Origin of the sequence: Streptomyces sp. NBC_00385 (assembly GCF_035917155.1) — a bacterium.
Taxonomy (GTDB): Bacteria; Actinomycetota; Actinomycetes; order Streptomycetales; family Streptomycetaceae; genus Streptomyces; species Streptomyces poriferorum.
Genome location: NZ_CP107951.1, coordinates 3,419,320 through 3,442,429 on the forward strand (window position 1 = coordinate 3,419,320; position 23,110 = coordinate 3,442,429).

Annotated in this window: 17 protein-coding genes and 2 pseudogenes; 4 read left to right on the forward strand and 15 right to left on the reverse strand. The window is 69.8% G+C overall.

Translation table 11 applies throughout. From position 1 onward, the window contains the following. Nucleotides 1–7: 7 nt before the first annotated feature. The 11 genes from nuoK to OG959_RS15065 are packed head-to-tail and all read right to left on the reverse strand — an operon-like array spanning nt 8 to nt 10,910. Nucleotides 8–307, reverse strand: coding sequence for an NADH-quinone oxidoreductase subunit NuoK (gene nuoK / locus OG959_RS15015; protein ID WP_018101339.1), 300 nt, complete (start codon nt 305–307; stop codon nt 8–10). After that, the gene (locus OG959_RS15020) at nt 304–1,134 is read right to left on the reverse strand and encodes an NADH-quinone oxidoreductase subunit J (protein ID WP_326658658.1); all 831 of its coding nucleotides are present in this window, start codon (nt 1,132–1,134) and stop codon (nt 304–306) included. The genes nuoK and OG959_RS15020 overlap by 4 nt, the downstream gene beginning before the upstream one ends. Further along, nucleotides 1,131–1,841: an NADH-quinone oxidoreductase subunit NuoI gene (gene nuoI / locus OG959_RS15025; RefSeq protein WP_326658660.1), complete on the reverse strand. Its 711-nt coding sequence runs from the start codon at nt 1,839–1,841 to the stop codon at nt 1,131–1,133. The genes OG959_RS15020 and nuoI overlap by 4 nt, the downstream gene beginning before the upstream one ends. Continuing rightward, nucleotides 1,834–3,237, reverse strand: coding sequence for an NADH-quinone oxidoreductase subunit NuoH (gene nuoH, locus OG959_RS15030; RefSeq protein ID WP_326658662.1), 1,404 nt, complete (start codon nt 3,235–3,237; stop codon nt 1,834–1,836). The genes nuoI and nuoH overlap by 8 nt, the downstream gene beginning before the upstream one ends. Further along, nucleotides 3,234–5,741, reverse strand: coding sequence for an NADH-quinone oxidoreductase subunit G (locus tag OG959_RS15035; protein ID WP_326658663.1), 2,508 nt, complete (start codon nt 5,739–5,741; stop codon nt 3,234–3,236). The genes nuoH and OG959_RS15035 overlap by 4 nt, the downstream gene beginning before the upstream one ends. Next, nucleotides 5,738–7,105 carry an NADH-quinone oxidoreductase subunit NuoF gene (nuoF, locus tag OG959_RS15040; RefSeq protein WP_326658666.1) on the reverse strand — a complete coding sequence of 456 codons (1,368 nt, stop codon included), beginning with the start codon at nt 7,103–7,105 and terminating at the stop codon, nt 5,738–5,740. Before nuoF ends, OG959_RS15035 begins: the two co-directional genes overlap by 4 nt. Next, nucleotides 7,102–7,917 (reverse strand): NADH-quinone oxidoreductase subunit NuoE, encoded by an 816-nt coding sequence (gene nuoE, locus OG959_RS15045; protein ID WP_326666389.1) that lies wholly within the window; start codon nt 7,915–7,917, stop codon nt 7,102–7,104. Before nuoE ends, nuoF begins: the two co-directional genes overlap by 4 nt. A 29-nt stretch (nt 7,918–7,946) precedes the next feature. Next, nucleotides 7,947–9,269: an NADH-quinone oxidoreductase subunit D gene (locus OG959_RS15050; protein WP_326658668.1), complete on the reverse strand. Its 1,323-nt coding sequence runs from the start codon at nt 9,267–9,269 to the stop codon at nt 7,947–7,949. Then, on the reverse strand, nt 9,269–9,982 hold the full coding sequence (locus OG959_RS15055) for an NADH-quinone oxidoreductase subunit C (protein WP_326658670.1): 714 nt from the start codon (nt 9,980–9,982) through the stop codon (nt 9,269–9,271). Before OG959_RS15055 ends, OG959_RS15050 begins: the two co-directional genes overlap by 1 nt. Then, nucleotides 9,979–10,533, reverse strand: a complete 555-nt coding sequence (locus OG959_RS15060; protein WP_030926341.1) for a NuoB/complex I 20 kDa subunit family protein — start codon at nt 10,531–10,533, stop codon at nt 9,979–9,981. The genes OG959_RS15055 and OG959_RS15060 overlap by 4 nt, the downstream gene beginning before the upstream one ends. A gap of 17 nt (nt 10,534–10,550) precedes the next feature. Beyond that, complete coding sequence (locus OG959_RS15065; RefSeq protein ID WP_136328529.1) at nt 10,551–10,910, reverse strand: NADH-quinone oxidoreductase subunit A; 360 nt, start codon at nt 10,908–10,910, stop codon at nt 10,551–10,553. Nucleotides 10,911–11,705: 795 nt separating this feature from the next. Between OG959_RS15065 and OG959_RS15070 the strand changes: the two genes are divergently transcribed. After that, a complete protein-coding gene (locus OG959_RS15070; protein ID WP_219570607.1) occupies nt 11,706–12,551 on the forward strand; it encodes a C40 family peptidase in 846 nt (281 codons plus the stop codon). Nucleotides 12,552–12,995: 444 nt separating this feature from the next. Here OG959_RS15070 and OG959_RS15080 read toward each other — a convergent pair whose 3' ends face one another. Then, nucleotides 12,996–14,279, reverse strand: coding sequence for a geranylgeranyl reductase family protein (locus OG959_RS15080; protein ID WP_326658676.1), 1,284 nt, complete (start codon nt 14,277–14,279; stop codon nt 12,996–12,998). 97 nt (nt 14,280–14,376) lie between these two features. On the opposite strand from OG959_RS15080, the gene OG959_RS15085 reads away from it, so the two are divergent. Both OG959_RS15085 and OG959_RS15090 read left to right on the forward strand, forming a co-directional pair. Continuing rightward, entirely contained in the window at nt 14,377–14,901 is a 525-nt protein-coding gene (locus OG959_RS15085) for a GNAT family N-acetyltransferase (protein WP_326658678.1), read from the forward strand. A 212-nt stretch (nt 14,902–15,113) separates the two neighbouring features. After that, nucleotides 15,114–16,092, forward strand: a pseudogene (locus OG959_RS15090) (tyrosine-type recombinase/integrase). Between the two features lie 161 nt (nt 16,093–16,253). Here the strand turns inward: OG959_RS15090 and OG959_RS15095 are convergent. After that, nucleotides 16,254–17,435: a 4-hydroxybenzoate 3-monooxygenase gene (locus OG959_RS15095; protein WP_326658680.1), complete on the reverse strand. Its 1,182-nt coding sequence runs from the start codon at nt 17,433–17,435 to the stop codon at nt 16,254–16,256. A 236-nt stretch (nt 17,436–17,671) separates the two neighbouring features. Between OG959_RS15095 and OG959_RS15100 the strand changes: the two genes are divergently transcribed. Then, entirely contained in the window at nt 17,672–18,226 is a 555-nt protein-coding gene (locus OG959_RS15100; protein WP_326658682.1) for a TetR/AcrR family transcriptional regulator, read from the forward strand. An 84-nt stretch (nt 18,227–18,310) separates the two neighbouring features. On the opposite strand, the pseudogene OG959_RS38680 reads toward OG959_RS15100, so the two are convergent. After that, nucleotides 18,311–21,019, reverse strand: a pseudogene (locus OG959_RS38680) (Tn3 family transposase). Nucleotides 21,020–21,174: 155 nt separating this feature from the next. Next, nucleotides 21,175–22,971 carry a zinc-ribbon domain-containing protein gene (locus OG959_RS15120; RefSeq protein ID WP_442805571.1) on the reverse strand — a complete coding sequence of 599 codons (1,797 nt, stop codon included), beginning with the start codon at nt 22,969–22,971 and terminating at the stop codon, nt 21,175–21,177. Between the last annotated feature and the right edge of the window lie 139 nt (nt 22,972–23,110).

Consider the following 23,110-nt stretch of genomic DNA (forward strand, 5'->3'; position numbering starts at 1 on the left):
GCGCCCCTTACAGCTTCATCAGGCTGGCGTCGTCGACCGAGGCCGAGTGGCGGGAACGGAACAGCGACACGATGATCGCGAGCCCGACCACGACCTCCGCGGCGGCGACGACCATCGTGAAGAAGGCGATGATCTGGCCGTCGAGATTGCCGTGCATCCGGGAGAAGGTGACGAACGCGAGGTTGCAGGCGTTGAGCATCAGCTCCACGCACATGAACACCACGATCGCGTTCCGCCTGATCAGCACCCCGGCCGCGCCGATGGTGAACAGCAGAGCGGCGAGATAGAGGTAGTTGACCGGATTCACTTGGCGACCTCCTCTTCTTCTGCGGTGTCCCGGCCGAGCCGCTCACCGGAGCGCTGCTCCAGTGCCTTGAGGCCGGCCAGCGACTCGTGGGACACGTCGCGCATCTGGCCGCGCTTGCGCAGCGTCTGCATGACGGTGAGTTCGGACGGTGTGCCGTCCGGGAGGAGTCCGGCGATGTCCACGGCGTTGTGCCGGGCGTAGACGCCGGGTGCGGGCAGCGGCGGCAGGTGGTTGCTGCGCACGCGGTCCTCGGACATCTCCCGCTGGTTCTTGGCCCGTTCGGTGCGCTCGCGGTGCGTGAGCACCATCGCGCCGACCGTGGCGGTGATCAGCAGGGCGCCGGTGATCTCGAAGGCGAAGACGTACTTGGTGAAGATGAGGCTGGCGAGCCCCTCCACGTTTCCGCCGTGCGCGGCGTTGGCGGCGCCGAGCCCGTTGAAGCTGTTCAGCGAGGCGTTGCCGATTCCGGCGACCAGGAGGACACCGAAGCCGAGCCCGCATCCCGCGGCCAGCCAGCGCTGGCCCTTGAGGGTCTCCTTCAGCGAGTCCGCCGCCGTGACTCCGACGAGCATGACCACGAAGAGGAACAGCATCATGATCGCGCCGGTGTAGACGACGACCTGGACGATGCCCAGGAAGTAGGCACCGTTGGCGAGGTAGAAGACCGCCAGGATGATCATGGTTCCGGCGAGGCTCAGCGCGCTGTGCACCGCCCGCCTCATGAGCACGGTGGCCAGGGCGCCGATCACGGCGACCGTGCCGAGCACCCAGAACTGGAAGGCCTCACCGGTCGAGGTCTGGGAGGCCGCTGCGGCCAGGCCGGTCATGCGTCCACCTCCTGCGTGGCGCCGTTGCTCTCGTTGTCCCCGTCGTCCGGCTTCTCGCCCTTGGAGACGGCGAGCTGACGCTCCGTACCGGGGGCGGCCTCGGTCACCAGGCCCCGGTAGTAGTCCTGTTCGTCCGTGCCGGGGAAGATCGCGTGCGGGCTGTCGACCATGCCTTCCTCCAGGCCCGCGAGCAGCTCGTCCTTGGTGTAGATGAGGCTCTCGCGGGTGGTGTTGGCGAGCTCGAACTCATTGGTCATCGTCAGCGCCCGGGTCGGGCAGGCCTCGATGCACAGTCCGCAGAGAATGCAGCGCGCGTAGTTGATCTGGTAGACGCGGCCGTAGCGCTCCCCCGGGGAGTAGCGCTCCTCTTCGGTGTTGTCCGCGCCCTCGACGTAGATCGCGTCCGCCGGGCAGGCCCAGGCGCACAGCTCGCAGCCGACGCACTTCTCCAGCCCGTCCGGGTGACGGTTGAGCTGGTGCCGGCCGTGGAAGCGCGGCGCCGTGACCTTCGGCGTCTCCGGATACTGCTCGGTCAGCCGCTTCTTGAACATGGCCTTGAAGGTCACGCCGAAGCCGGCCACCGGATTCTGGAACTTGTCCTCCGAAGAATCCGAGGACCGCGAAGATCCCGGGGACTCCGAGGAACCGGAAGCCTGCGTGGACTTCGCCGGCCTCTTGGACCCTGGCGACTCAGACAGTTCAGACACCGCCGGCCTCCTTTCCGTCACTCGGATTTCCGTCACTCTGAGTATCCATGCCGCCACTGACAACGAGCTCCCGCTCGCGGCGCGGCCTGCGCCGGGGCACGGGCGGCAGGGTCTGTCCGGGCAGCGGCGGCACCGGGAATCCGCCCGCCATCGGGTCGAACGCCGGCTCCGGTTCCGCGTGGGCCTCGGCTTCCCGGCCCTTCCTGTCGCGGAAGATGTCGACGACGAAGGAGATCAGCAGGACCGCGATCACGGCCCCGGCCACGTAGAGCAGGATCCTCGAGAAGTCGTAGCCCTCGTTGCGCAGCGCCCGTACGGTCGCGACCATCATCAGCCAGACGACGGAGACCGGGATCAGGACCTTCCAGCCCAGCTTCATCAGCTGGTCGTAACGGACCCGGGGCAGCGTGCCGCGCAGCCAGATGAAGAAGAACAGCAGCAGCTGGACCTTGAGGACGAACCAGAGCATCGGCCACCAGCCGTGGTTCGCGCCCTCCCAGAAGGTGCTGATCGGCCACGGGGCCCGCCAGCCGCCCAGGAACAGGGTCACGGAGACCGCGGAGACGGTGACCATGTTGACGTACTCGGCGAGCATGAACATCGCGAACTTGATCGACGAGTACTCGGTGTTGAAGCCGCCGACCAGGTCGCCCTCGGACTCCGGCATGTCGAACGGGGCGCGGTTGGTCTCACCGACCATCGTGATGATGTAGATGATGAAGGAGACCGGCAGCAGGATGATGAACCAGCGGTCCTCCTGCGCCTCCACGATCTTCGAGGTCGACATCGACCCGGAGTAGAGGAAGACCGAGGCGAACGCGGCGCCCATCGCGATCTCGTACGAGATCATCTGCGCGCAGGAGCGGAGCCCGCCGAGCAGCGGGTACGTCGATCCGGAGGACCAGCCCGCCAGCACGATGCCGTAGATCCCGACCGAGGCGACCGCGAGGATGTAGAGCATCGCGATCGGCAGGTCGGTGAGCTGCATCGCCGTACGGTGCCCGAAGATCGAGACCTCGTTGCCGGACGGTCCGAACGGGATGACCGCGATCGCCATGAACGCCGGGATCGCCGCGATGATCGGGGCGAGGACGTAGACGACCTTGTCCGCCCGCTTGACGATGACGTCTTCCTTCAGCATCAGCTTGATGCCGTCGGCGAGCGACTGGAGCATGCCCCAGGGACCGTGCCGGTTGGGGCCGATGCGCAGCTGCATCCAGGCGACGACCTTGCGCTCCCACACGATGGAGAAGAGCACCGTCACCATCAGGAACGCGAAGCAGAAGACCGCCTTGATGACGACGAGCCACCACGGGTCGGTGCCGAACATCGACAGGTCCTCGGCGGCGAGCACGGCGCCGTGCGGGGCCGTGGCCAGTTGAGCGAAGGCACTCACGCCCCCACCTCCGGTGTGACGTCGGAAATGCCGGGTGCGGCCGGACCGATCCGGACCGGGCCGCCGGGCTGGACACCGGTGTCGCCCGGGACACCGCGCCCGACGGAGTTCAGTGGCACCCAGACCACCCGGTCCGGCATCTCGGTTACCTGGAGCGGCAGTTGTACGCTGCCCGCCGGGCCGGAGACGGCCAGCAGGTCGCCGTCCTTGACGCCGGTCTCGGCGGCGGTGGCGGCGGAGAGCCGGGCGACCGCGGCGTGCCGCGTCCCGGCCAGCGCCTCGTCGCCCACCTGGAGCCGGCCCAGGTCGAGCAGCATCCGGTGGCCCGCGAGGATGGCCTCGCCGTCGGCCGGCCGGGGCAGCGGCTGGGCGGAGACGCGCGGGTCGTCCGCGTGCGTACCGGTCCAGCCGCCCAGCCGGTCCAGCTCGCGGCGTACGGACTTCAGGTCCGGCAGCGCGAAGTGGACGTCCAGCGCGTCGGCCAGCATGTGCAGCACCCGGGCGTCGCCCGGCGCGAGGTTCCGCGTCATCTGCTCGGGCTTCAGCGCGGCCTCGAACATCCGCGCCCTGCCCTCCCAGTTGAGGAAGGTGCCGGACTTCTCCGCGACGGCGGCCACCGGGAACACCACGTCGGCGCGGTCGGTGACCTCGCTGGGCCGGAGCTCCAGGGAGACCAGGAAGCCCACCTGGTCCAGGGCCTCCAGGGCCCGTGCCGGATCGGGAAGGTCGTCGGCCTCGACACCGGCGACGAGCAGCGCGCCCAGTTCACCGGAGGCCGCAGCCTCGACGATCTGGCCGGTGTCGCGGCCGAAGCGGGACGGGAGTTCGGCGACGCCCCAGACGGACGCCACCTCCTCCCGGGCCCGCGGGTCGGTGGCCGGGCGGCCGCCGGGCAGCAGCGACGGGAGCGCGCCCGCCTCCACCGCACCGCGCTCGCCGGCCCGGCGCGGGATCCACACCAGGGTGGCTCCGGTCGCGGTCGCCGCCCGTACCGCGGCGGTCAGCCCGCCGGGCACTCCGGCCAGCCGCTCACCGACCACGATCAGGGCGCCCGCGCCGCGCAGCGCCTCGGCGGCGACGGCACCGTCGCCGTCCAGTCCGACCCCGCCCGCGATGGCGTCCAGCCACTCGGTCTCGGTGCCGGGTGCGGCGGGCAGCAGCGTGCCGCCCGCCTTCGTGAGGCCGCGCGTGGCGTGCGAGGCGACGGAGAAGGTGCGCTGTCCGTGCTTGCGGTTCGCCTTGCGCAGCCGCAGGAAGACGCCGGGCGCCTCCTCCTCGGACTCGAACCCGACCAGCAGCACGGTCGGGGCCTTTTCCAGCGAGGTGTACGTGACTCCGTTGCCGTCCAGGTCACGGCCGCGTCCCGCGACACGGGCGGCCAGGAAGTCGGCCTCCTCGTCGCTGTGCACCCGGGCCCGGAAGTCGATGTCGTTGGTGTCCAGGGCGACCCGGGCGAACTTGCTGTACGCGTACGCGTCCTCGACGGTCAGCCGGCCACCCGTGAGGACACCGGTCCTGCCGCGTGCGGCGGAGAGACCGGCGGCCGCGGCGGCCAGCGCCTCGGGCCAGCTCGCCGGCTCCAGCTCGCCCGCCTCGTTACGGACCAGCGGGGTGGTGAGCCGGTCGCGCTGCTGGGCGTAGCGGAAGCCGAAGCGGCCCTTGTCGCAGAGCCATTCCTCGTTGACCTCGGGGTCGTTGGAGGCCAGGCGCCGCATGACCTTGCCGCGCCGGTGGTCGGTGCGGGTGGCGCAGCCGCCCGCGCAGTGCTCGCACACCGAGGGCGTCGACACCAGGTCGAAGGGGCGGGAGCGGAACCGGTACGCCGCCGAGGTCAGCGCCCCGACCGGGCAGATCTGGATGGTGTTGCCGGAGAAGTACGACTCGAACGGGTCGCCCTCGCCGGTGCCGACCTGCTGGAGCGCGCCGCGCTCGATCAGCTCGATCATCGGGTCGCCCGCCACCTGGTTGGAGAACCGGGTGCAGCGCGCGCAGAGCACGCACCGCTCACGGTCCAGCAGCACCTGGGTGGAGATCGGGACGGGCTTCTCGTACGTCCGCTTCTTCCCGTCGAAGCGGGAGGTCGCGTCGCCGTGCGACATCGCCTGGTTCTGCAGCGGGCACTCGCCGCCCTTGTCGCAGACCGGACAGTCCAGCGGGTGGTTGATGAGCAGCAGCTCCATCACGCCGCGCTGCGCCTTGTCGGCGACCGGCGAGGTGATCTGCGACTTGACGACCATGCCGTCGGTGCAGGTGATGGTGCAGGACGCCATCGGCTTGCGCTGGCCCTCGACCTCGACGATGCACTGGCGGCAGGCGCCGGCCGGGTCGAGGAGCGGGTGGTCGCAGAAGCGCGGGATCTCGATGCCGAGGAGTTCGGCGGCCCGGATGACCAGGGTGCCCTTCGGCACGCTGATCTCGATGCCGTCGATGGTCAGCGTGACCAGGTCCTCGGGCGGGAGCGCCGCCTCGCCGCCCCCGGAGGGCGCACTCGTGGTGACTGTCATGCGTTCACCCCCTGGGATGCGTTCTTGTCGTCGGCCCAGACGGTCGACCTGGCGGGATCGAAGGGGCAGCCCTTGCCGGTGATGTGCTGCTCGTACTCGTCGCGGAAGTACTTCAGCGACGAGAAGATCGGCGAGGCGGCACCGTCACCGAGGGCGCAGAACGACTTGCCGTTGATGTTGTCGGCGATGTCGTTCAGCTTGTCGAGGTCGGACATCTGTCCCTTGCCGGCCTCGATGTCGCGGAGCAACTGGACCAGCCAGTACGTGCCCTCACGGCATGGCGTGCACTTGCCGCAGGACTCGTGGGCGTAGAACTCGGTCCAGCGGGTGACGGCCCGCACGACGCAGGTGGTCTCGTCGAAGCACTGGAGTGCCTTGGTGCCGAGCATGGATCCGGCGGCGCCGACGCCCTCGTAGTCGAGGGGCACGTCGAGGTGCTCCTCGGTGAACATGGGGGTGGAGGAGCCGCCCGGGGTCCAGAACTTCAGCCGGTGGCCGGGGCGCATTCCGCCGCTCATGTCGAGGAGCTGGCGCAGCGTGATGCCGAGCGGTGCCTCGTACTGGCCGGGTCCCGAGACGTGTCCGCTGAGCGAGTACAGCGTGAAGCCCGGGGACTTCTCGCTGCCCATGGACTTGAACCAGTCCTTGCCCTTGTTCAGGATCGCGGGAACCGAGGCGATGGACTCGACGTTGTTCACCACAGTGGGGCAGGCGTACAGACCGGCGACCGCGGGGAAGGGCGGGCGCAGCCGGGGCTGGCCGCGGCGTCCTTCGAGCGAGTCGAGCAGCGCGGTCTCCTCACCGCAGATGTACGCACCGGCACCCGCGTGCACGGTGAGTTCCAGATCGAGTCCGGAGCCCATGATGTTCGTACCGAGATAGCCCGCCTCGTACGCCTCGCGTACGGCCTCGTGCAAGCGCCGCAGTACGGGGACGACTTCGCCGCGCAGATAGATGAAGGCGTGCGAGGAGCGGATCGCGTAGCAGGCGATCACGATGCCTTCGATCAGGCTGTGCGGGTTGGCGAAGAGGAGCGGGATGTCCTTGCAAGTCCCGGGCTCCGACTCGTCGGCGTTGACCACCAGGTAGTGCGGCTTGCCGTCGCCCTGCGGGATGAACTGCCACTTCATCCCGGTGGGGAAGCCGGCGCCGCCGCGGCCGCGCAGACCGGAGTCCTTGACGTACGCGATGAGGTCGTCAGGGGACATGGTGAGGGCCTTGCGCAGCCCTTCGTACCCCTCGTGGCGGCGGTAGGTGTCCAGGGTCCAGGATTCCGGCTGGTCCCAGAAGGCGGACAGGACAGGCGCGAGAAGCTTCTCGGGACTGGTCCCGTTCTTGTCGATTTCGGCGGCCAACGTCATCACTCCCCCTCCTCGGCGGCGGGACCGGCCGGGTGGTCCGGGTCGGAGGCCGAGGTCTGCTGTGGTGCGTCATGGGAGCTGAGGTGTTCGGCGCCCTTCTGCGGTTCGTCGCGCGGGGCCTCGCCTCGCGGTCCCACCACGCGGGGCTGCGGCGCGGCCTCGCCCTTGGCCAGCTTCAGGCCGATGAGCGAGGCGGGACCGGCGCCGCCGGACGCAGCGACGGCGCCGGGGCGCTCGTCGGGGAAGCCGGCCAGGATCCGGGCCGTCTCCTTGTACGAGCACAGCGGGGCGCCTCGGGTCGGCTCGACGGTGCGGCCGGCGATCAGGTCGTCGACGAGCCGCGTCGCGCTCTCGGGCGTCTGGTTGTCGAAGAACTCCCAGTTGACCATCACGACGGGCGCGAAGTCGCAGGCCGCGTTGCACTCGATGTGTTCGAGGGTGACCTTGCCGTCCTCGGTCGTCTCGTCGTTGCCGACGCCGAGGTGGTCCTTGAGCCGGTCGAAGATCGCGTCGCCGCCCATCACCGCGCAGAGCGTGTTGGTGCAGACGCCGACCTGGTAGTCGCCGCCGGCCTTGCGCCGGTACATCGTGTAGAAGGTGGCGACCGCGGTGACCTCGGCGGTGGTGAGGTCGAGCAGTTCGGCGCAGAACGCCATGCCCGTACGCGAGACGTACCCCTCCTCCGACTGCACGAGGTGCAGCAGCGGCAGCAGCGCGGAGCGGCTGCCGGGGTAGCGGGCGATCACCTCCTTCGCATCCGCTTCGAGCCTGGCGCGCACCTCGGCCGGGTAGGCGGGGGCGGGGAGCTGCGGCATCCCCAGACTGACTTCGCTACGTGCTTCGGTCACCGGTCGACGCCTCCCATCACGGGGTCGATGGATGCGACGGCGACGATGACGTCGGCGACCTGGCCGCCCTCGCACATCGCTGCCATGGCCTGGAGGTTGGTGAACGACGGGTCGCGGAAGTGGACCCGGTAGGGGCGGGTGCCGCCGTCCGAGACGACGTGCACGCCGAGTTCGCCCTTGGGCGACTCGACCGCGGTGTACGCCTGCCCGGCCGGGACCCGGAAGCCCTCGGTCACCAGCTTGAAGTGGTGGATCAGGGCCTCCATGGAGGTGCCCATGATCTTCTTGATGTGGTCGAGCGAGTTGCCGAGTCCGTCCGGTCCGAGCGCGAGCTGCGCGGGCCAGGCGATCTTCTTGTCGGCGACCATGACCGGTCCCGGCACGAGCCGGTCGATGCACTGCTCGACGATGCGCAGCGACTGGCGCATCTCCTCCAGCCGGATGAGGAAGCGTCCGTAGGAGTCGCAGCTGTCCGCCGTGGGGACGTCGAACTCGTAGTTCTCGTACCCGCAGTAGGGATCGGTCTTGCGCAGGTCGTGCGGGAGTCCGGCGGAGCGCAGGACCGGGCCGGTGGCGCCGAGCGCCATGCAGCCGGTGAGGTCGAGGTAGCCGACGTCCTGCATGCGGGCCTTGAAGATGGGGTTGCCGGTGGCGAGCTTGTCGTACTCCGGCAGGTTCCTCTTCATGGTCTTCACGAACTCGCGCAGTTGGTCGACCGCACCCGGGGGCAGGTCCTGGGCGAGGCCGCCGGGGCGGACGAACGCGTGGTTCATCCGCAGGCCGGTGATCAGCTCGAAGAGATCGAGAACGAGTTCACGATCGCGGAAGCCGTAGATCATGATCGTCGTGGCGCCGAGCTCCATGCCGCCGGTGGCGATGCACACCAGGTGCGAGGAGATCCGGTTGAGCTCCATCAGGAGCACGCGCAGGACGGTGGCCCGGTCGGGGATCTGGTCCTCGATGCCGAGGAGCTTCTCGACCCCCAGGCAGTACGCCGTCTCGTTGAAGAACGGCGTCAGGTAGTCCATGCGCGTGACGAAGGTGGTGCCCTGCGTCCAGTTCCGGAATTCGAGGTTCTTCTCGATGCCGGTGTGGAGGTAGCCGATGCCGCAGCGGGCCTCGGTGACGGTCTCGCCGTCGATCTCCAGGATCAGCCGGAGCACGCCGTGCGTGGACGGGTGCTGGGGACCCATGTTGACGATGATGCGCTCGTCGTCGGACTTGACGGCCGATTCGACGACCTCGTCCCAGTCGCCGCCGGTGACTGTATATACAGTCCCCTCGGTCGTGGCGCGGGGAGTCGCGTGGGGAGTGGTCATCAGGAGTACGACCTCCGCTGGTCCGGAGCCGGGATCTGGGCGCCCTTGTACTCGATGGCGATGCCGCCGAGCGGGTAGTCCTTGCGCTGCGGGAAGCCCTGCCAGTCGTCCGGCATCATGATCCGGGTGAGGGCGGGGTGCCCGTCGAAGACGAGCCCGAAGAAGTCGTAGGTCTCGCGCTCGTGCCAGTCGTTGGTCGGGTAGACCGCGACGAGGGACGGGACGTGCCGGTCGTCGTCCGGTGCGGAGACCTCCAGCCGGATGAGCCGGCCGTGGGTGATCGAGCGCAGGTGGTAGACCGCGTGCAGCTCACGTCCCTTGTCTCCGGGGAAGTGGACGCCGCTCACCCCCGTACAGAGCTCGAAGCGCAGTGCCGGGTCGTCGCGCAGGGTCCTGGCGACGGTCGGCAGGTGCTCGCGGGCGATGTGGAAGGTGAGCTCGTCGCGGTCGACGACCGTCTTCTCGATGGCGTTCTCGGGAAGCAGACCCTGTTCCTCCAGGGCCCCTTCGAGCTCGTCGGCCACCTCGTCGAACCAGCCGCCGTACGGGCGCGAGGTGGCGCCCGGCAGGGCGACGGTACGGACGAGGCCGCCGTAGCCCGAGGTGTCGCCGCCGTTGTCGGCGCCGAACATGCCCTTGCGTACGCCGATGACCTCGCCGTGCTCGTCGCGCGGGGCGGGTACGCCGCTCGCGCCGGACTCCTGGTCGCTCATCGCAGCAGCCCCTTCATCTCGATCAGGGGCAGTGCCTTGAGGGCCGCGTCCTCCGCCTCGCGGGCGGCCTCCTCGGCGTTGACCCCGAGCTTGGAGCCCTGGATCTTCTGGTGGAGCTTGAGGATCGCGTCCATCAGCATCTCGGGCCGCGGCGGGCAGCCCGGCAAATAGATATCAACCGGGACAATATGATCAACACCTTGAACAATGGCGTAATTGTTGAACATTCCGCCCGATGACGCGCAAACGCCCATGGAGATGACCCACTTGGGGTTCGGCATCTGGTCGTAGACCTGCCGCAGGACGGGCGCCATCTTCTGACTGACCCGTCCCGCCACGATCATCAGGTCCGCCTGCCGCGGCGATCCGCGGAAGACCTCCATGCCGAACCGGGCCAGGTCGTAGCGCCCGGCCCCGGTCGTCATCATCTCGATGGCGCAGCAGGCGAGGCCGAAGGTGGCCGGGAATACGGAGGACTTCCGTACCCAGCCGGCGGCCTGCTCGACGGTGGTCAGCACGAAGCCGCTGGGCAGCTTCTCTTCGAGTCCCATGTGTGCCCCTCAGCCCCTCAGTCCCATTCCAGGCCGCCGCGACGCCATACATACGCATAGGCGACGAAGACGGTGAGCACGAAGATCAGCATCTCGACGAGCCCGAAGATCCCGAGGGCGTCGAAGGTGACCGCCCAGGGATAGAGGAAGACGATCTCGATGTCGAAGACGATGAAGAGCATCGCCGTCAGGTAGTACTTGATGGGAAAACGGCCGCCTCCGGCTGGAGTCGGGGTGGGTTCAATACCGCACTCGTACGCTTCGAGCTTCGCCCGGTTGTACCGCTTGGGACCGATAAGCGTGGCACTGACCACGGAGAAGATCGCAAAGCCTGCCCCGAGGGCGCCGAGCACGAGGATGGGCGCGTAGGCATTCACGCTCCTCGCTCCTTCCAGTCGTCCTTGACCGTTGGACCGCATCGGGCGACCTGGCTCGCCACCTCACCAAGATCGTGCACATGTGAGGCAGTTCACAAGCCCGACTGCCCCGCATCCTATGCCTGCCGTCCTGTGATCTGCGACACGGGGTACGACAACGCCTTTGTGATCTCCACCACCTGACGAACGATCATGAAGTCGGATGAGCGGTGATCTTCATACACGAAGCGGCCGAGTGATCACGAGACGTGACATCTCCTGCTGTTACCGCTGGTCAAAGGGGTGCCGCTCTATCAAGGGACAGCGCCGGGTGCCAAATTGGCGATGGACGCGATCGGGTGATAAAGGGATCTGCCCCACTCTGGGTTCAGGGCCGCGTCACCCGCGCGGGGGGCCCGAGGGAACGAAGTGGACGGATCCCGGCATCCATCCCCTATCGGGCTAATCGCTCGCGGCGCGCGGCCGGTTCCCCACCCCGGATGTCCGCCGGTGAGGCACGCCTCGCGCGAGCCCCTCGTATGCCCGTCACGCGGAGACCATGCTGTGACCTGCGTCACTCGCACGAGGGCGCCGGAGAAGCGGGCTTGGCCAACGGTGTGAACGGATGGTAAGTGACGGGCAATTCGGGCGTATTACTGAAAACCCGTGATCACAGCGGTGATCGCGCCTGCCCGATTTGCCCGTTACGGCGTCAATAAGGGCCCTCAGAAAGCGGATTCACAGATTCCGGACGTAACTGTGTCGCAACACACGTTTCTTGATGGGACCCCTGAGGCCCTGATAGCGCTAGTACCCATGTCCCACACCGCTCTCATACCCAGCCACCGGAAGCCCCGCCGAAACGCCTCGAAGACGGCGCTGCGGGCCGGAGTTGCCGGTGGCGTCCTCAGCACCATCGCGGTCGCAGGCGCTGCCGGTCCGGCCCAGGCCGAGCCGGTGACCCAGACGATCGAGATGCCGACCATCACGGCCGGGGTCTCCACCACCGTCGCGGCGTCCGCCGAGGCCACGCAGCAGGTCGCCCTGGACCTGGAGACGCAGGCCCACGAGGAGGCAGCGGCCACCACCGCCGCCAAGGACGCCAAGAAGGCCAAGGCCGAGGCGGTCCGCAAGGCCGAGGCCAAGAAGAAGGCCGAAGCCAAGGCGAAGGCCGAAGCCGAGGCCAAGGCAGAGGCCGCCGAGCGCGCCTCCCGCTCCGCCGAGCGCACGACGCTGAGCACGTCCTCCGGCTCGTCCTCGTCCGGCTCCTCGTCGACCGCCACGACGTCGTACTCCTCCACCGCCACGGGCACCGCCGCCTCCGTCGTCGCGTTCGCGCAGGCGCAGATCGGCGACGCGTACGTGTCCGGCGGCACCGGCCCCAACTCCTGGGACTGCTCCGGCCTCGTCCAGGCCGCGTTCCGCACGGTGGGCGTCGACCTCCCGCGCGTCTCGCAGAGCCAGTCGACCGCGGGCACCCAGGTCTCGCTGAGCAACCTCCAGCCGGGCGACATCCTGTACTGGGGCGGCGCGGGCAGCGCGTACCACGTCGGCATCTACGTGGGCGGCGGCCAGTTCGTCGGCGCGCAGAACTCCTCCACCGGTGTGGTGCAGAAGTCCCTGGACTACGACCCGCCGTCGGGCGCGGTCCGCGTCCTCTGAGTTCACGGATTCACAAGCGCCTCGGCGCACATCGAAGGGCCGCGGCTCCCCCGCTCGGGAGCCGCGGCCCTTCGGCGTTCCCGGCAGGCCTCCGGCCTCACCCCCAGCGGCCACGGATGAGGTCGGTAACCTGCCGGACTCCGTACGCGGGAGCTTGTGAACTGGAGCGAACAGCTCCCGCGTCACCGAACACCGGACGGCCCGCCATGTCCACCACGACCGCCCCCCGCACCGACGCCGCGTCCCCCGCGCCCCCGAGGCGGCCTCGGTCCTGTTCACCGCGTCGTTCCAGGCGACGATCGCCGCAGGCGCACTGGCGGCGGGCGGCCACGTCGTCGACCACGCCTCGCTCCACGCGGTGATGTGGCCCGGAGCCGCGACAGCGCTTCTCGTGGTGCTCGCGGCCCCGGTCCACTTCGTACGGACGAGGCGGTGCCCTGAGGTCTAGGCCCGGGGCGCGACCTTCGTCAGGCCGTTGATGATGCGGTCCATCGCGTCGCCGCCCGTCGGGTCGGTGAGGTTGGCGAGCATCTTCAGGGTGAACTTCATCAGCAGCGGGTGGGTGAGGCCGCGCTGGGTGGCGACCTTCATGACCTTCGGGTTGCCGATCAGCTTCACGAAGGCGCGGCCCATCGTGTAGTAGCCGCCGTAGGTCTCCTTGAGCACCTTCGGGTAGTTGCTCAGGGCCAGTTCGCGCTGGGCCGGGGTGGCGCGGGCGTGGGCCTGGACGATGACGTCCGCGGCGATCTGCCCCGACTCCATGGCGTACGCGATGCCTTCGCCGTTGAACGGGTTGACCATGCCGCCCGCGTCACCGACGAGCAGCAGGCCCTTGGTGTAGTGCGGCTGACGGTTGAACGCCATCGGGAGGGCGGCGCCCCGGATCGGCATCGTCATGTTCTCGGGGGTGTAGCCCCAGTCCTCGGGCATGGAGGCGCACCACGCCTTGAGGACCTCGCGCCAGTCCAGCTCCTTGAAAGCGGCGGAGGAGTTGAGGATGCCGAGGCCGACGTTGGAGGTGCCGTCGCCCATGCCGAAGATCCACCCGTAGCCGGGCAGCAGCCGGTCCTCGGCCCCGCGCCGGTCCCAGAGCTCCAGCCAGGACTCCAGGTAGTCGTCGTCGTGGCGCGGAGAGGTGAAGTACGTACGGACCGCGACCCCCATCGGACGGTCCTCGCGGCGGTGCAGACCCATCGCGACGGAGAGCCGGGTCGAGTTGCCGTCGGCTGCGACGACGAGGGGGGCGTGGAAGGTGACCGGGGTCTTCTCCTCGCCGAGCTTCGCCTCCACGCCGATGATCCGGCCGGTGCGCTCGTCCTTGACGGGGGCGCCGACGTTGCAGCGCTCGTACAGCCGCGCGCCGGCCTTCTGTGCCTGGCGGGCCAGCTGCTCGTCGAAGTCGTCGCGCTTGCGGACCAGTCCGTAGTCCGGGTACGAGGCGAGATCCGGCCAGTCCAGCTGGAGCCGGACACCGCCGCCGATGATGCGCAGGCCCTTGTTGCGCAGCCAGCCGGCCTCTTCGGAGATGTCGATGCCCATGGAGACGAGCTGCTTGGTGGCGCGCGGCGTGAGGCCGTCGCCGCAGACCTTCTCGCGCGGGAAGGCGGTCTTCTCCAGGAGGAGGACGTCGAGTCCGGCCTTGGCGAGGTAGTACGCGGTGGTGGAGCCGGCTGGGCCTGCCCCGACGACGATCACGTCCGCGCTGTGTTCGGACAGGGGCTCGGTCACGGTCGGATCTCCCGAAGACTCGAAATCGCGTGCCGCGCGGCACATGTCCCGTGCAGTCTATGGGGGCCTGTAGATCAACCCTCCGAAGGGCTCCCCGATGTCGCTCGCACCTCCCGCGCTCCCCGTCGTACAGCTGCGTGTCCCGACCGACGAGGACGCGGTGGCCTGGCACCGCGTCTTCGACGACCCGGACGTCATGGAGTTCTTCGGCGGCCGTCCTTCCGAACTGTCCATGTACGAGGAGTGGACGGCCCGCCAGCGCAGACATGACGCGGAGCTGGGCTTCTGCCTGTGGACCGTGCTCGACGGGAACGGCGGGGTACTGGGCTTCACGGGCGCGCAGCCGTGGCCGCACAGCGCGTACGGCCCCGTGGGCGAGATCGAGATCGGCTGGCGGCTGGCCCGTCCGGCCTGGGGCCGCGGCTACGCGACCGCGGCCGCGCGCATCACGCTGGAGCGGCTGCGCGCGGCCGGGGTGGAGCGGGTGGTGGCGACGATCGACGCGCTCAACGAGCGGTCGGTCGCGGTGGCCCGGCGCCTGGGCATGGAGCAGGCGGAGAGCTTCACGACGCCACGGGCGGGCCAGGAGGCGGTGTGCTTCCGGCTGGAGCTGCGACGGTGACGTGAAGGGGGCTGAGGAACATCTGTGTCAGATCGTGCGCTAAGCGTTCGTTGACCCTGGTGGGCGGCTGACGGAGCATCGGCTGTGGGGCCGGTCTGAAGTCGTTCCACGGATAACGCCCTATTATCTGTGGGAGATTGGTTCGTTACCTGCGGTGACGTCCGCCGGGCTGTACATGAAGCGGCCCTGTTATCCGTGGCAAGGGGGAAGCGGTGCCCACTGTCGTACAACTGCCGGCAGGGAAGGCGTTGACCGTCCGGGCACGGCTGACGCCTTCCTCGGCTCGCTCCGCAACCCGAATACCGTCCGCAGTATGGAGTCGGCGTCGGCGTCGGCAAGACAGCCGAGCAGATCGGGGAGGCTCGCCCGCTGAGGTCGGTCGCGGACGACGAGATCGGCGAGGCCCTGGAACTGCTGTGGGGCGCCGCGGCGGTCAACACCTGGAACGTCCGCCGGGCGGCGGTGCTCTCCTGGCTGGGCTGGTGCGCGGAGTACGGATACGACGGCCCGACGGTCCCGGCCTGGACGAAGCGGCTGGCAGTGCCGGACTCCGAGACCCCGGCCCGCTCGAAGATGGCCGTGGACCGGCTCATCGGACGGCGCGAGGTCCACCTGCGGGAGAAGACGCTGTGGCGGATGCTGTATGAGACCGCCGCCCGCACGGAGGAGGTCCTCGGCGTGAACATCGAGGACCTGGACCTCGGTGGCCGCCGCTGTTCGGTCAAGGCCAAGGACGCCCGGAGCAAGGCCCGACGCCGGGGCCAGTCGCGTGAGGACTTCGTGCTGGAGACCGTTTACTGGGACGCTGGTACAGCCCGGCTTCTGCCCCGCCTGCTGCGCGGCCGGTCCCGGGGCCCGGTGTTCGTCACCCACCGCCGCCCCGGTCCGGGGAAGGTCGTCAACCCGCGTGACGCATGCCCGGACACCGGTCTGGCCCGCCTCTCCTACGGCCAGGCCCGTGCACTGCTGGATGAGCACACGGCTGTGCGGGGGCCCGGTACCGGCTGGGACTTGCACGAGTACCGCCATTCCGCTCTGACCCATCTGGGGGAGCAGGGGGCGTCGCTGCTGATGCTGATGGCGAAGTCGAGGCACAAGAAGCCGGAGAACGTGCGCCGATACTTCAAGCCCTCTGCAGAGGCAATCGCGGAACTGACCAGTCTGCTCGCCCCGGGAGGCAGCAGCGGATGAAGCTGCGCCACCGAACCGTCACGGCACGGTGTTCATGACCAGCACCTGCGGGGGCCGGAACGGGGAACCCCGTTCCGGCCCCCGCAGGTGCTGGTGGCAGAGGCTGAAGGCCCGGCTGCTCAGACCTGCAAACTCTGCTTACTCGGCCAGGAGGTGGAGGCTCAGTTCAAGCCGGTGAGGAACTCGCCGAAGAGCCGGTTGGCGGTCTCGGAGTCGTAGAGGCGTTCGAACTCGGCGCGTGCGAGGCTGCGCCGGAACTCGCCGTGGTAGGAGACGTCTCCCGCGTCGTGCATGAGGTCGGTGAACCATGCGGCGTACGCCTGGTAGTTCCACACGTGCTTCAGGCAGGTGGCGGAGTACGCCTCCAGCGGGCCCGCGTCCTGCTCCTTGACCTGCTTCAGGACGGCCTTGGCGAACACGTCGGCGTCGTGCAGCGCCAGGTTCATGCCCTTGGCGCTCATGGGCGGCACGATGTGCGCGGCGTCACCGAGCAGGTACAGGCGGCCGTAGCTCATCGGGTCGTAGACCACGCTGCGCAGCGGCACCAGCGTCTTGCTGGTGATGGGTCCCTTCGCGGTGACCGGTTCGCCGAAGCGTGCCTCGATCTCTTCCCAGATCCGGTCGTCCGTCCACTCCTCGACGGCGGTGTCCAGCGGGCACTGGAGGTAGAAGCGGCTGGCCTGGGGGCCGCGGGCGAACTGGCCGGCGAATCCCCGGTCGTGGATCGCCATCATGGACTGGTGGTTGGCGGGGGCGTCGGCCAGTACGGTCAGCCAGGCGTACCCGTACTCGTGGGACTGGCGGGTGAGTACGTTGTCGGGGATGCTCGCCCGGCTGACGCCGTGGTCTCCGTCGCAGCCGGCGATGAAGTCGCAGGTGATGGTCCGCGTCACGCCCGTGCTGTCGCGGTAGCGCACCTGGGGCCGGGGGCCGGTGAGGTCCTCCAGTTCGACGTCCTCGGCTTCGAAGCGGAGGTCGCCGCCGTCGCTGACGAAGACGTCGATGAGGTTGCGCACGAGGACCTGCTGGGGGCAGAAGCGTCCGTCGACGTGGTCGTCGGTCACGTACCGGAAGGGCCGCGTCTCGCCGTCGACGCGGAAGTTCAGCACCGGCGCGAAGGGGGCGCCGTCGAGGACCCGGTCCTCCAGGCCCCACTCGCGGAACATGCGCGCGGCCCTGGGGTCGATGACCCCCGCGCGCTGGCGCTGCTCGACGTATTCGCGGCTGTGCCGCTCCAGTACCACGCAGTCGATCCCGCTGCGCAGGAGGAAGTTGCCGAGGGCGAGCCCGGCGACACCCGAGCCCACGATCACGACAGTGGTGTTCTCGTCCGTTACGGACATGGTTGGTTCTCCTTGTGTTTTCTGCTGGCCCGTGGGGAGGGCCGTTGCCATGCCGGCGCCCTGAGGGCCTGCGGTTGGGAGGGCTGTGCGCTCATCGGCCCGTTCTGTTCAGGGCGCTCGTCGGACATGGGGCGTCCCGCGCGTTTGGCACAGCGGGGCGAAACCCCCTACCCTTAAGCGAAGTCTCCACTACGCATCATACGTAGTGTCCACTACGTTTGCAAAAGGGGTCGGTTATGCGCCGCGACGGAGCCGCCAACAGGGAGAAGGTCCTGCTGGCCGCCGAGCATGTGTTCGCCGAGAAGGGGGCCGCCGCCTCCACCGATGAGGTCGCGCAGCGGGCCGGGGTCAGCATCGCCACCGTCTTCCGGAATTTCGCCACCAAGCAGGACCTCATCGAGGCCACCGCGTGCCGCTACCTGGAGAAGCTGACCGCCCAGGCGCTGGCGCTCGCCGAAAGCCAGGACGCCGGAAAAGCCTTCGCCTCCCTGATGAGGTCCCTCGCGGCGGCCGGGCCGGTGAAGATGACCCTGCTGGACCTGTTGCCCCCGCACGACGACGACGGCCAGGGCCTGTCCCGGCCGGTCACCGAGGCCGCCGACGCCTTCCGCGCGGCCCTCGAAGGCGCACTCCACCGCGCCCAGGCCGCCGGCGCCGCGCGCCCCGACGTCACCGGCGACGACGTCTCCCTCCTCCTGCGCGCCCTCGCATACGCCACGGACCTCAGCGAAGGCGAGGCACTCGACCGGGCCGTGGGCATCGTCCTCGACGGCCTCGGCGTACCGCGCTGACACCTGACCCCTTCCGTCCAGCCTGGCCCGCGCGCCCGGCCCCACAGGGATGCACCGTCCGGCGCCGGCCCCACCGCTGCCCCGTCACAGCTCGTCCACGGCGGTCTTGTCGCGCAGGGGCCGCAGGCCACCGGGCAGATCGGGGAGCTGCAAGGAATACCGGCCGAGCACGTTGATGTGATGTCGCACGAACGGGGAGAGCCGGGCGAGATCCTCGTCCCGGACCTCGAAACCGTCACTCCGGAGCTGGGCTACGGCAGCGTCCATATAGCGGGTGTTGAACAGTACGAGTGCGTTGAGGACGAGGCCCAGCGCGCCGATCTGGTCCTCCATGCCGTCCTGATAGCGCTGGTAGAGCTGCCCTGCCCGGCCGTGGAAGATCTTCCGGGCGAGCGCGTGGCGGCCTTCCTGGAGGTTGGCCTGCACCTTGATCTGGCGGCGGTATCCGGGCTCGTCGGCCAGGCGCAGGATGTGCAGGGTTTTCGCGATCCGCCCGTAGTGCGCGATCGCGTCGCCGAGCGGGGTGGGGCGACCGTCGCGGGACAGCATGCGGATGACGTCGTAGGCGCGGACGGCTCCGGTGTGGACGGAGCCGATGATCCGCAGGATGTCCTCCCAGTGCCGCTCGATGCGGGCGAGGTCGCCCCGGCCGCGGGCGGCGTCCTGGAAGGCGCCGTAGTCGGCCGTGCGGTCGATGCGCCACATCTTCTGGTCCGGCAGGTCCGCGAGCTGCGGAGCGTAGGCGAACCCGGCCAGGGTGAGAAGGCCGAACACGATGTCGCTGTAGCTAGCGGTGTCGGTGACGATCATCTCCGGGCGCTTGCCGCCGTCGCGGTCGTAGAGAACGTCCAGCACGTACAGGGAGTCGCGCGGGGTGCCAGCCACGACCTTCCCACCGAGCCCGGCCGCCTGGTCGTTGATCATGTTGAGCCAGGTCGCGCCGCCCCGGCGCCCGAAGTACTTGGGGTTCGGCCGCGCGTACACGCTGGGCACGGGAACGACGAACCGCATCCCGTCAACCGAAGCGACCAGGCCCCCGCCCCACGCCTGCGCCAGGCCGATGGACGCCTGGTGCTCGATGAGGGTCGCGTTCGCGGCCCGGTACGTTGCCAGCCGCAGGTACGTCTGGTCGACGTGGGACAACCTGCCGTACTTCAGCGCGTCCGCGCCGCCCATCACCGGGGTGTAGCCGACGTTGCAGCCGTGGGCGACCAGCAGCGCGGCGATCGTGACGCTCAGGTCCTTCAACCGGGCCTCGCCGCCGGTGACCGAGGTGAACGCCTGGTCGGCGCCGGTCCAGGAGAACACCTCCAGCAGCACCTCGGGCAGGTCTACTCTCGGCAGCATCGCGTTTACCGCGGCCCGCAGGTCCAGCAGGGACGCCGGTTCGGGCTCCGGCTCCAGGGCGGCGAAGTGCAGACGGCCGTCGCCGTCGAAGACGATCTGCGCGTTGTCCGGGACCCGGGCGGCGACCTCCCGGTAGGTGCCCTCCAGCAGCGCGGCCCGCGCCGCCAGGTGCCCGCCCGCCTCACCGGGCAGGTTAAGCGAGGCCAGCACGGTCGGCCTTGCCTGCTTCCATGCCTCGCCGGCCAGCAGCTTCGCCCGCGGGTCGCCCCACTTGGAGGAGTTGCGGGCGAAGACCTGCTTGCTGCGCAGCATCCGGTGCAGGTGCTCCAGCACGCAGAACGTGTACGCCCTCCAGTCCACCGTCCCCGGCTCCAGGTGGGGCGCGGCCAGGACCAGACGCCGCCAGGAGCCGTGAGCAGACCGGTGTCGATCTCAGCCGGGCCGACCTTCTTGCGGCCCATCAGCCCCGGCAGCGACAACAGCGCGCTCAGCACGGCCTCACCCTCCGGGGTGGCGTCGAAGTCCACCACGCTGACCAGCAGCATCAGGAACGGACGGACGGTACCGAACCGGTTGATCAGCATGGCCCGCCATGCTTCGTCGGCGTCGGAGTCCAGCGGCGGGGTCAGTTCGAACAACGCGGCGATCGCCGCCGCCAGCTCGTCGCGGGGCACCACCTGCTCGATGGCCGCCCACATCGCGTCCAGGCTCGCCCCCTTCGGCGGGGCGATCTCCCCGGTGTCGGTGTCGACCTGCTCGCTCGTGGTGTCGAACACGACCTCGAAGGCGGTCGCCAGCTTCACCGACGCCCGCTCGACCCGCGGCAGTGTCTTCAGCTTCTCCTTCGCGCTCTCCCGCTCCGCCCGGGCCAGCAGCTTCGTCGCGATCAGCACCTCCAGCAGGTCCAGTGCGTCGTCCACCGCCCGCGACGTGAGGTAGACCGCGGTGGCCAGCAACGTCGCCAGCCGCCGGGCGTCGGAGTGCCGGCGCAGCAGCGACGCCTGCCGTCCACCCCGTACCGGGACAGCTCCGCCAGGCGCCGCGGCGGTATCCCCGACACGTCCAGGGCGCCAGCTCCTCGCGGACCTCGGCGAAGTCCCGCCAGCCCCCGGCTTCCTGGATCTCCCCGGCGTGCGTACGGGCCGTGCCGTCCCGCTCGCCGTACAGCTTCAGGCACGAGGCGTCCGCGATCTCCAACTGCCCGGCCAGATACTGGGCCACCTCCGCCGGCACCTGCCGCGGGTCCGGCATGAACCGGCCCAGAAAACGCACACTCGTCAGCTGAACCGCGTACCCGAGCCGGTTGTGCGACCGCCGCTTGGCCTGCACCGCCTCCCGGTCCGCGTCGTCCAGGAAGAAGTACCGCTCCAGCTCCGCCCGCGAAGGCGCCTCGCGGAACGACCCATACCGGGCCGCCTGCTCATCCGTCAGGAACTCGACCGCCACAACAGCTCTCCGAAGATCGACAACAACGACCCACGAAGGCTCCGACGCTCAATCACCCCAGGTCAAAGCACGAAACAACCCAGCGATCCCTTAGCGCACGATCTGACACGGATGTTCCTCAGCCCCCGTGAACGGCCGGCCGTTGACGTGGGGAGTCAGGGGGCAGCGGGGGCGTCGACCTGGTCGGTGGACGTGCCGGCGTCGGACTGTTCCGTGGCGGGCTCGGAGCTGCGGACCGGGGCGGGCTTGTCGTCGCCGCCGCTGTCCCGGTCCATCAGGGCCAGGACACCGGCGGTCGCCCCGCCGCCGACGAGCAGCGCGGCGGCGAGCGTCGCGCACCAGAGGGCGACGGTCCGCCCTCGGCCGGACGGTTCGGGGGCGGGTGCGGTCGCGGGCCGCGGGGCGTACGGGGCATAGGCGCCGTGCGGCCCCGGCACCGCCGGGTACGCCCCGGGTGCCGCCCCCGCGAGCCCCGTCAGCCGCAGCAGGTACGGAGCGACGAACACCGCGCCGCCCACCCACAACAGGCCGAACAGCAGCACCTCCGACAGACTCAGGGCGAACTCCACGGCGCCCCGGCCGTCCACGTCGTCGACCCTGCCGGAGAGCTGCGCCGACACTCCGCCCAGCGCGGCCAGCACCAGGACCAGGAGCAGGAACAGTCCTCCTGCGGCGGCCTGTTCGCCCCTGCCCGCCGATCGGCGCGCGGCGAGCAGCCCGATCGTGAGCGCGCAGACGACGCCGGTGGCCAGCGCCCCGGCCACCGCCCAGCCGCCGACCGCGTCCCCCAGGCCGGACAGTCCGAAGCCGCCGTGCTCCGTGCCCGAGCCGAAAAGGTCCGTCTGCCCCCGCAGGTCGTACTCGAAGTGGGCGCCCCAGCTCACGCCGAGCACGTGCAGTCCGATGTTGGGCAGCAACGGCAGGGCGACCAGCAGGGCCTCGCCGTCGACGTCGTCCGCGGTGGCGTACAGGACGATGCCGGTCAGCGAGCACAGCAGCAGCACGATGCCGAGCGCCCGGACCGCCGTGCCGGCGGCCCGGACCAGGGTCAGTGTCCCGGGGCGCTGCGCCAGCCACTGGGCCGCCGCGTCGCGTTGCAGTACGCCGCCGGTGACGAGCAGCGCCATCACGAGCGCGCCGAGCGCGGCGAGGACCGGGGACGACGAGACCGAGACGTCCTCGATCACGGGCTGCGCGAAGAGCCCGAGGACCAGGACGGCGGCGGTGGCCACGAGGCTGATCCGCACGGCCGCTTCGAGGCCGCCGCCCTGTCTGCGGGCCGATCGGGCGCCCAGGAGCAGGGCGCCGATCCACAGCACGGTGACGGTGAGCGGGACGATGGCGAGCGTGTAGCTGCCCTGGGTGCCCGGGTCCAGGCCGCCGAAGTCCGACCCGAAGTCCGATCCGCCGGATCCGTAGTCGGAGCCGTAGTCGGAGCCGTAACCGGTGTCGTAGTCGGAGCCGTTCAGCCGGCCGGGCCCGGTGGCACTCAGCTCGAAGCCGCCGCCGAACGCCTGGAGCAGCATCGCGAGCGCGATCCGCAGCCGGTCGCTCCAGCCGACGACGACGTCGTCGCCCTGGCCGTACGTGGGAATGGAGAGCGCCACCGCGAGGGCCACGATCAGTCCGGTGGGCCAGGCGGCGGCCTTCACCGAGCCCGCCCAGTCACCCCGGAACACCCGTCCGAAGAAGGCGCCGAGCGGTGAAGGACCCGCCGGGACCGCCGGCATCGGGGCGTACCCGGGCGGGGGCGGCGGTCCCGCCGCCGGAGCGAAGGGGACGGCGACGGTGGGCGGCGCACCGGGCGGCGGGGGCAGGACCGGCGCCGCCGGAAGTGCCGCGGGGGCCTGCGGAGGCGACGCGGGCACCGGTGGGCGCTCACGTCCGCACTTCATGCAGAAGCGCGCCTCGTCCGGCGCCGGGGATCCGCAGAAGGGACAGTACGACGGCATGAGGACTCCGCAACGGGGAGACGGGGACGGCCGGAACGGTGACGCAGGGGAACGGGAAAGACGCGTGCCGTATCAACGGACACATCTTCCACGTCACCCGGTTCCCGTCAACCGCGTTCCCGTCAACCGCGTTCCCGTC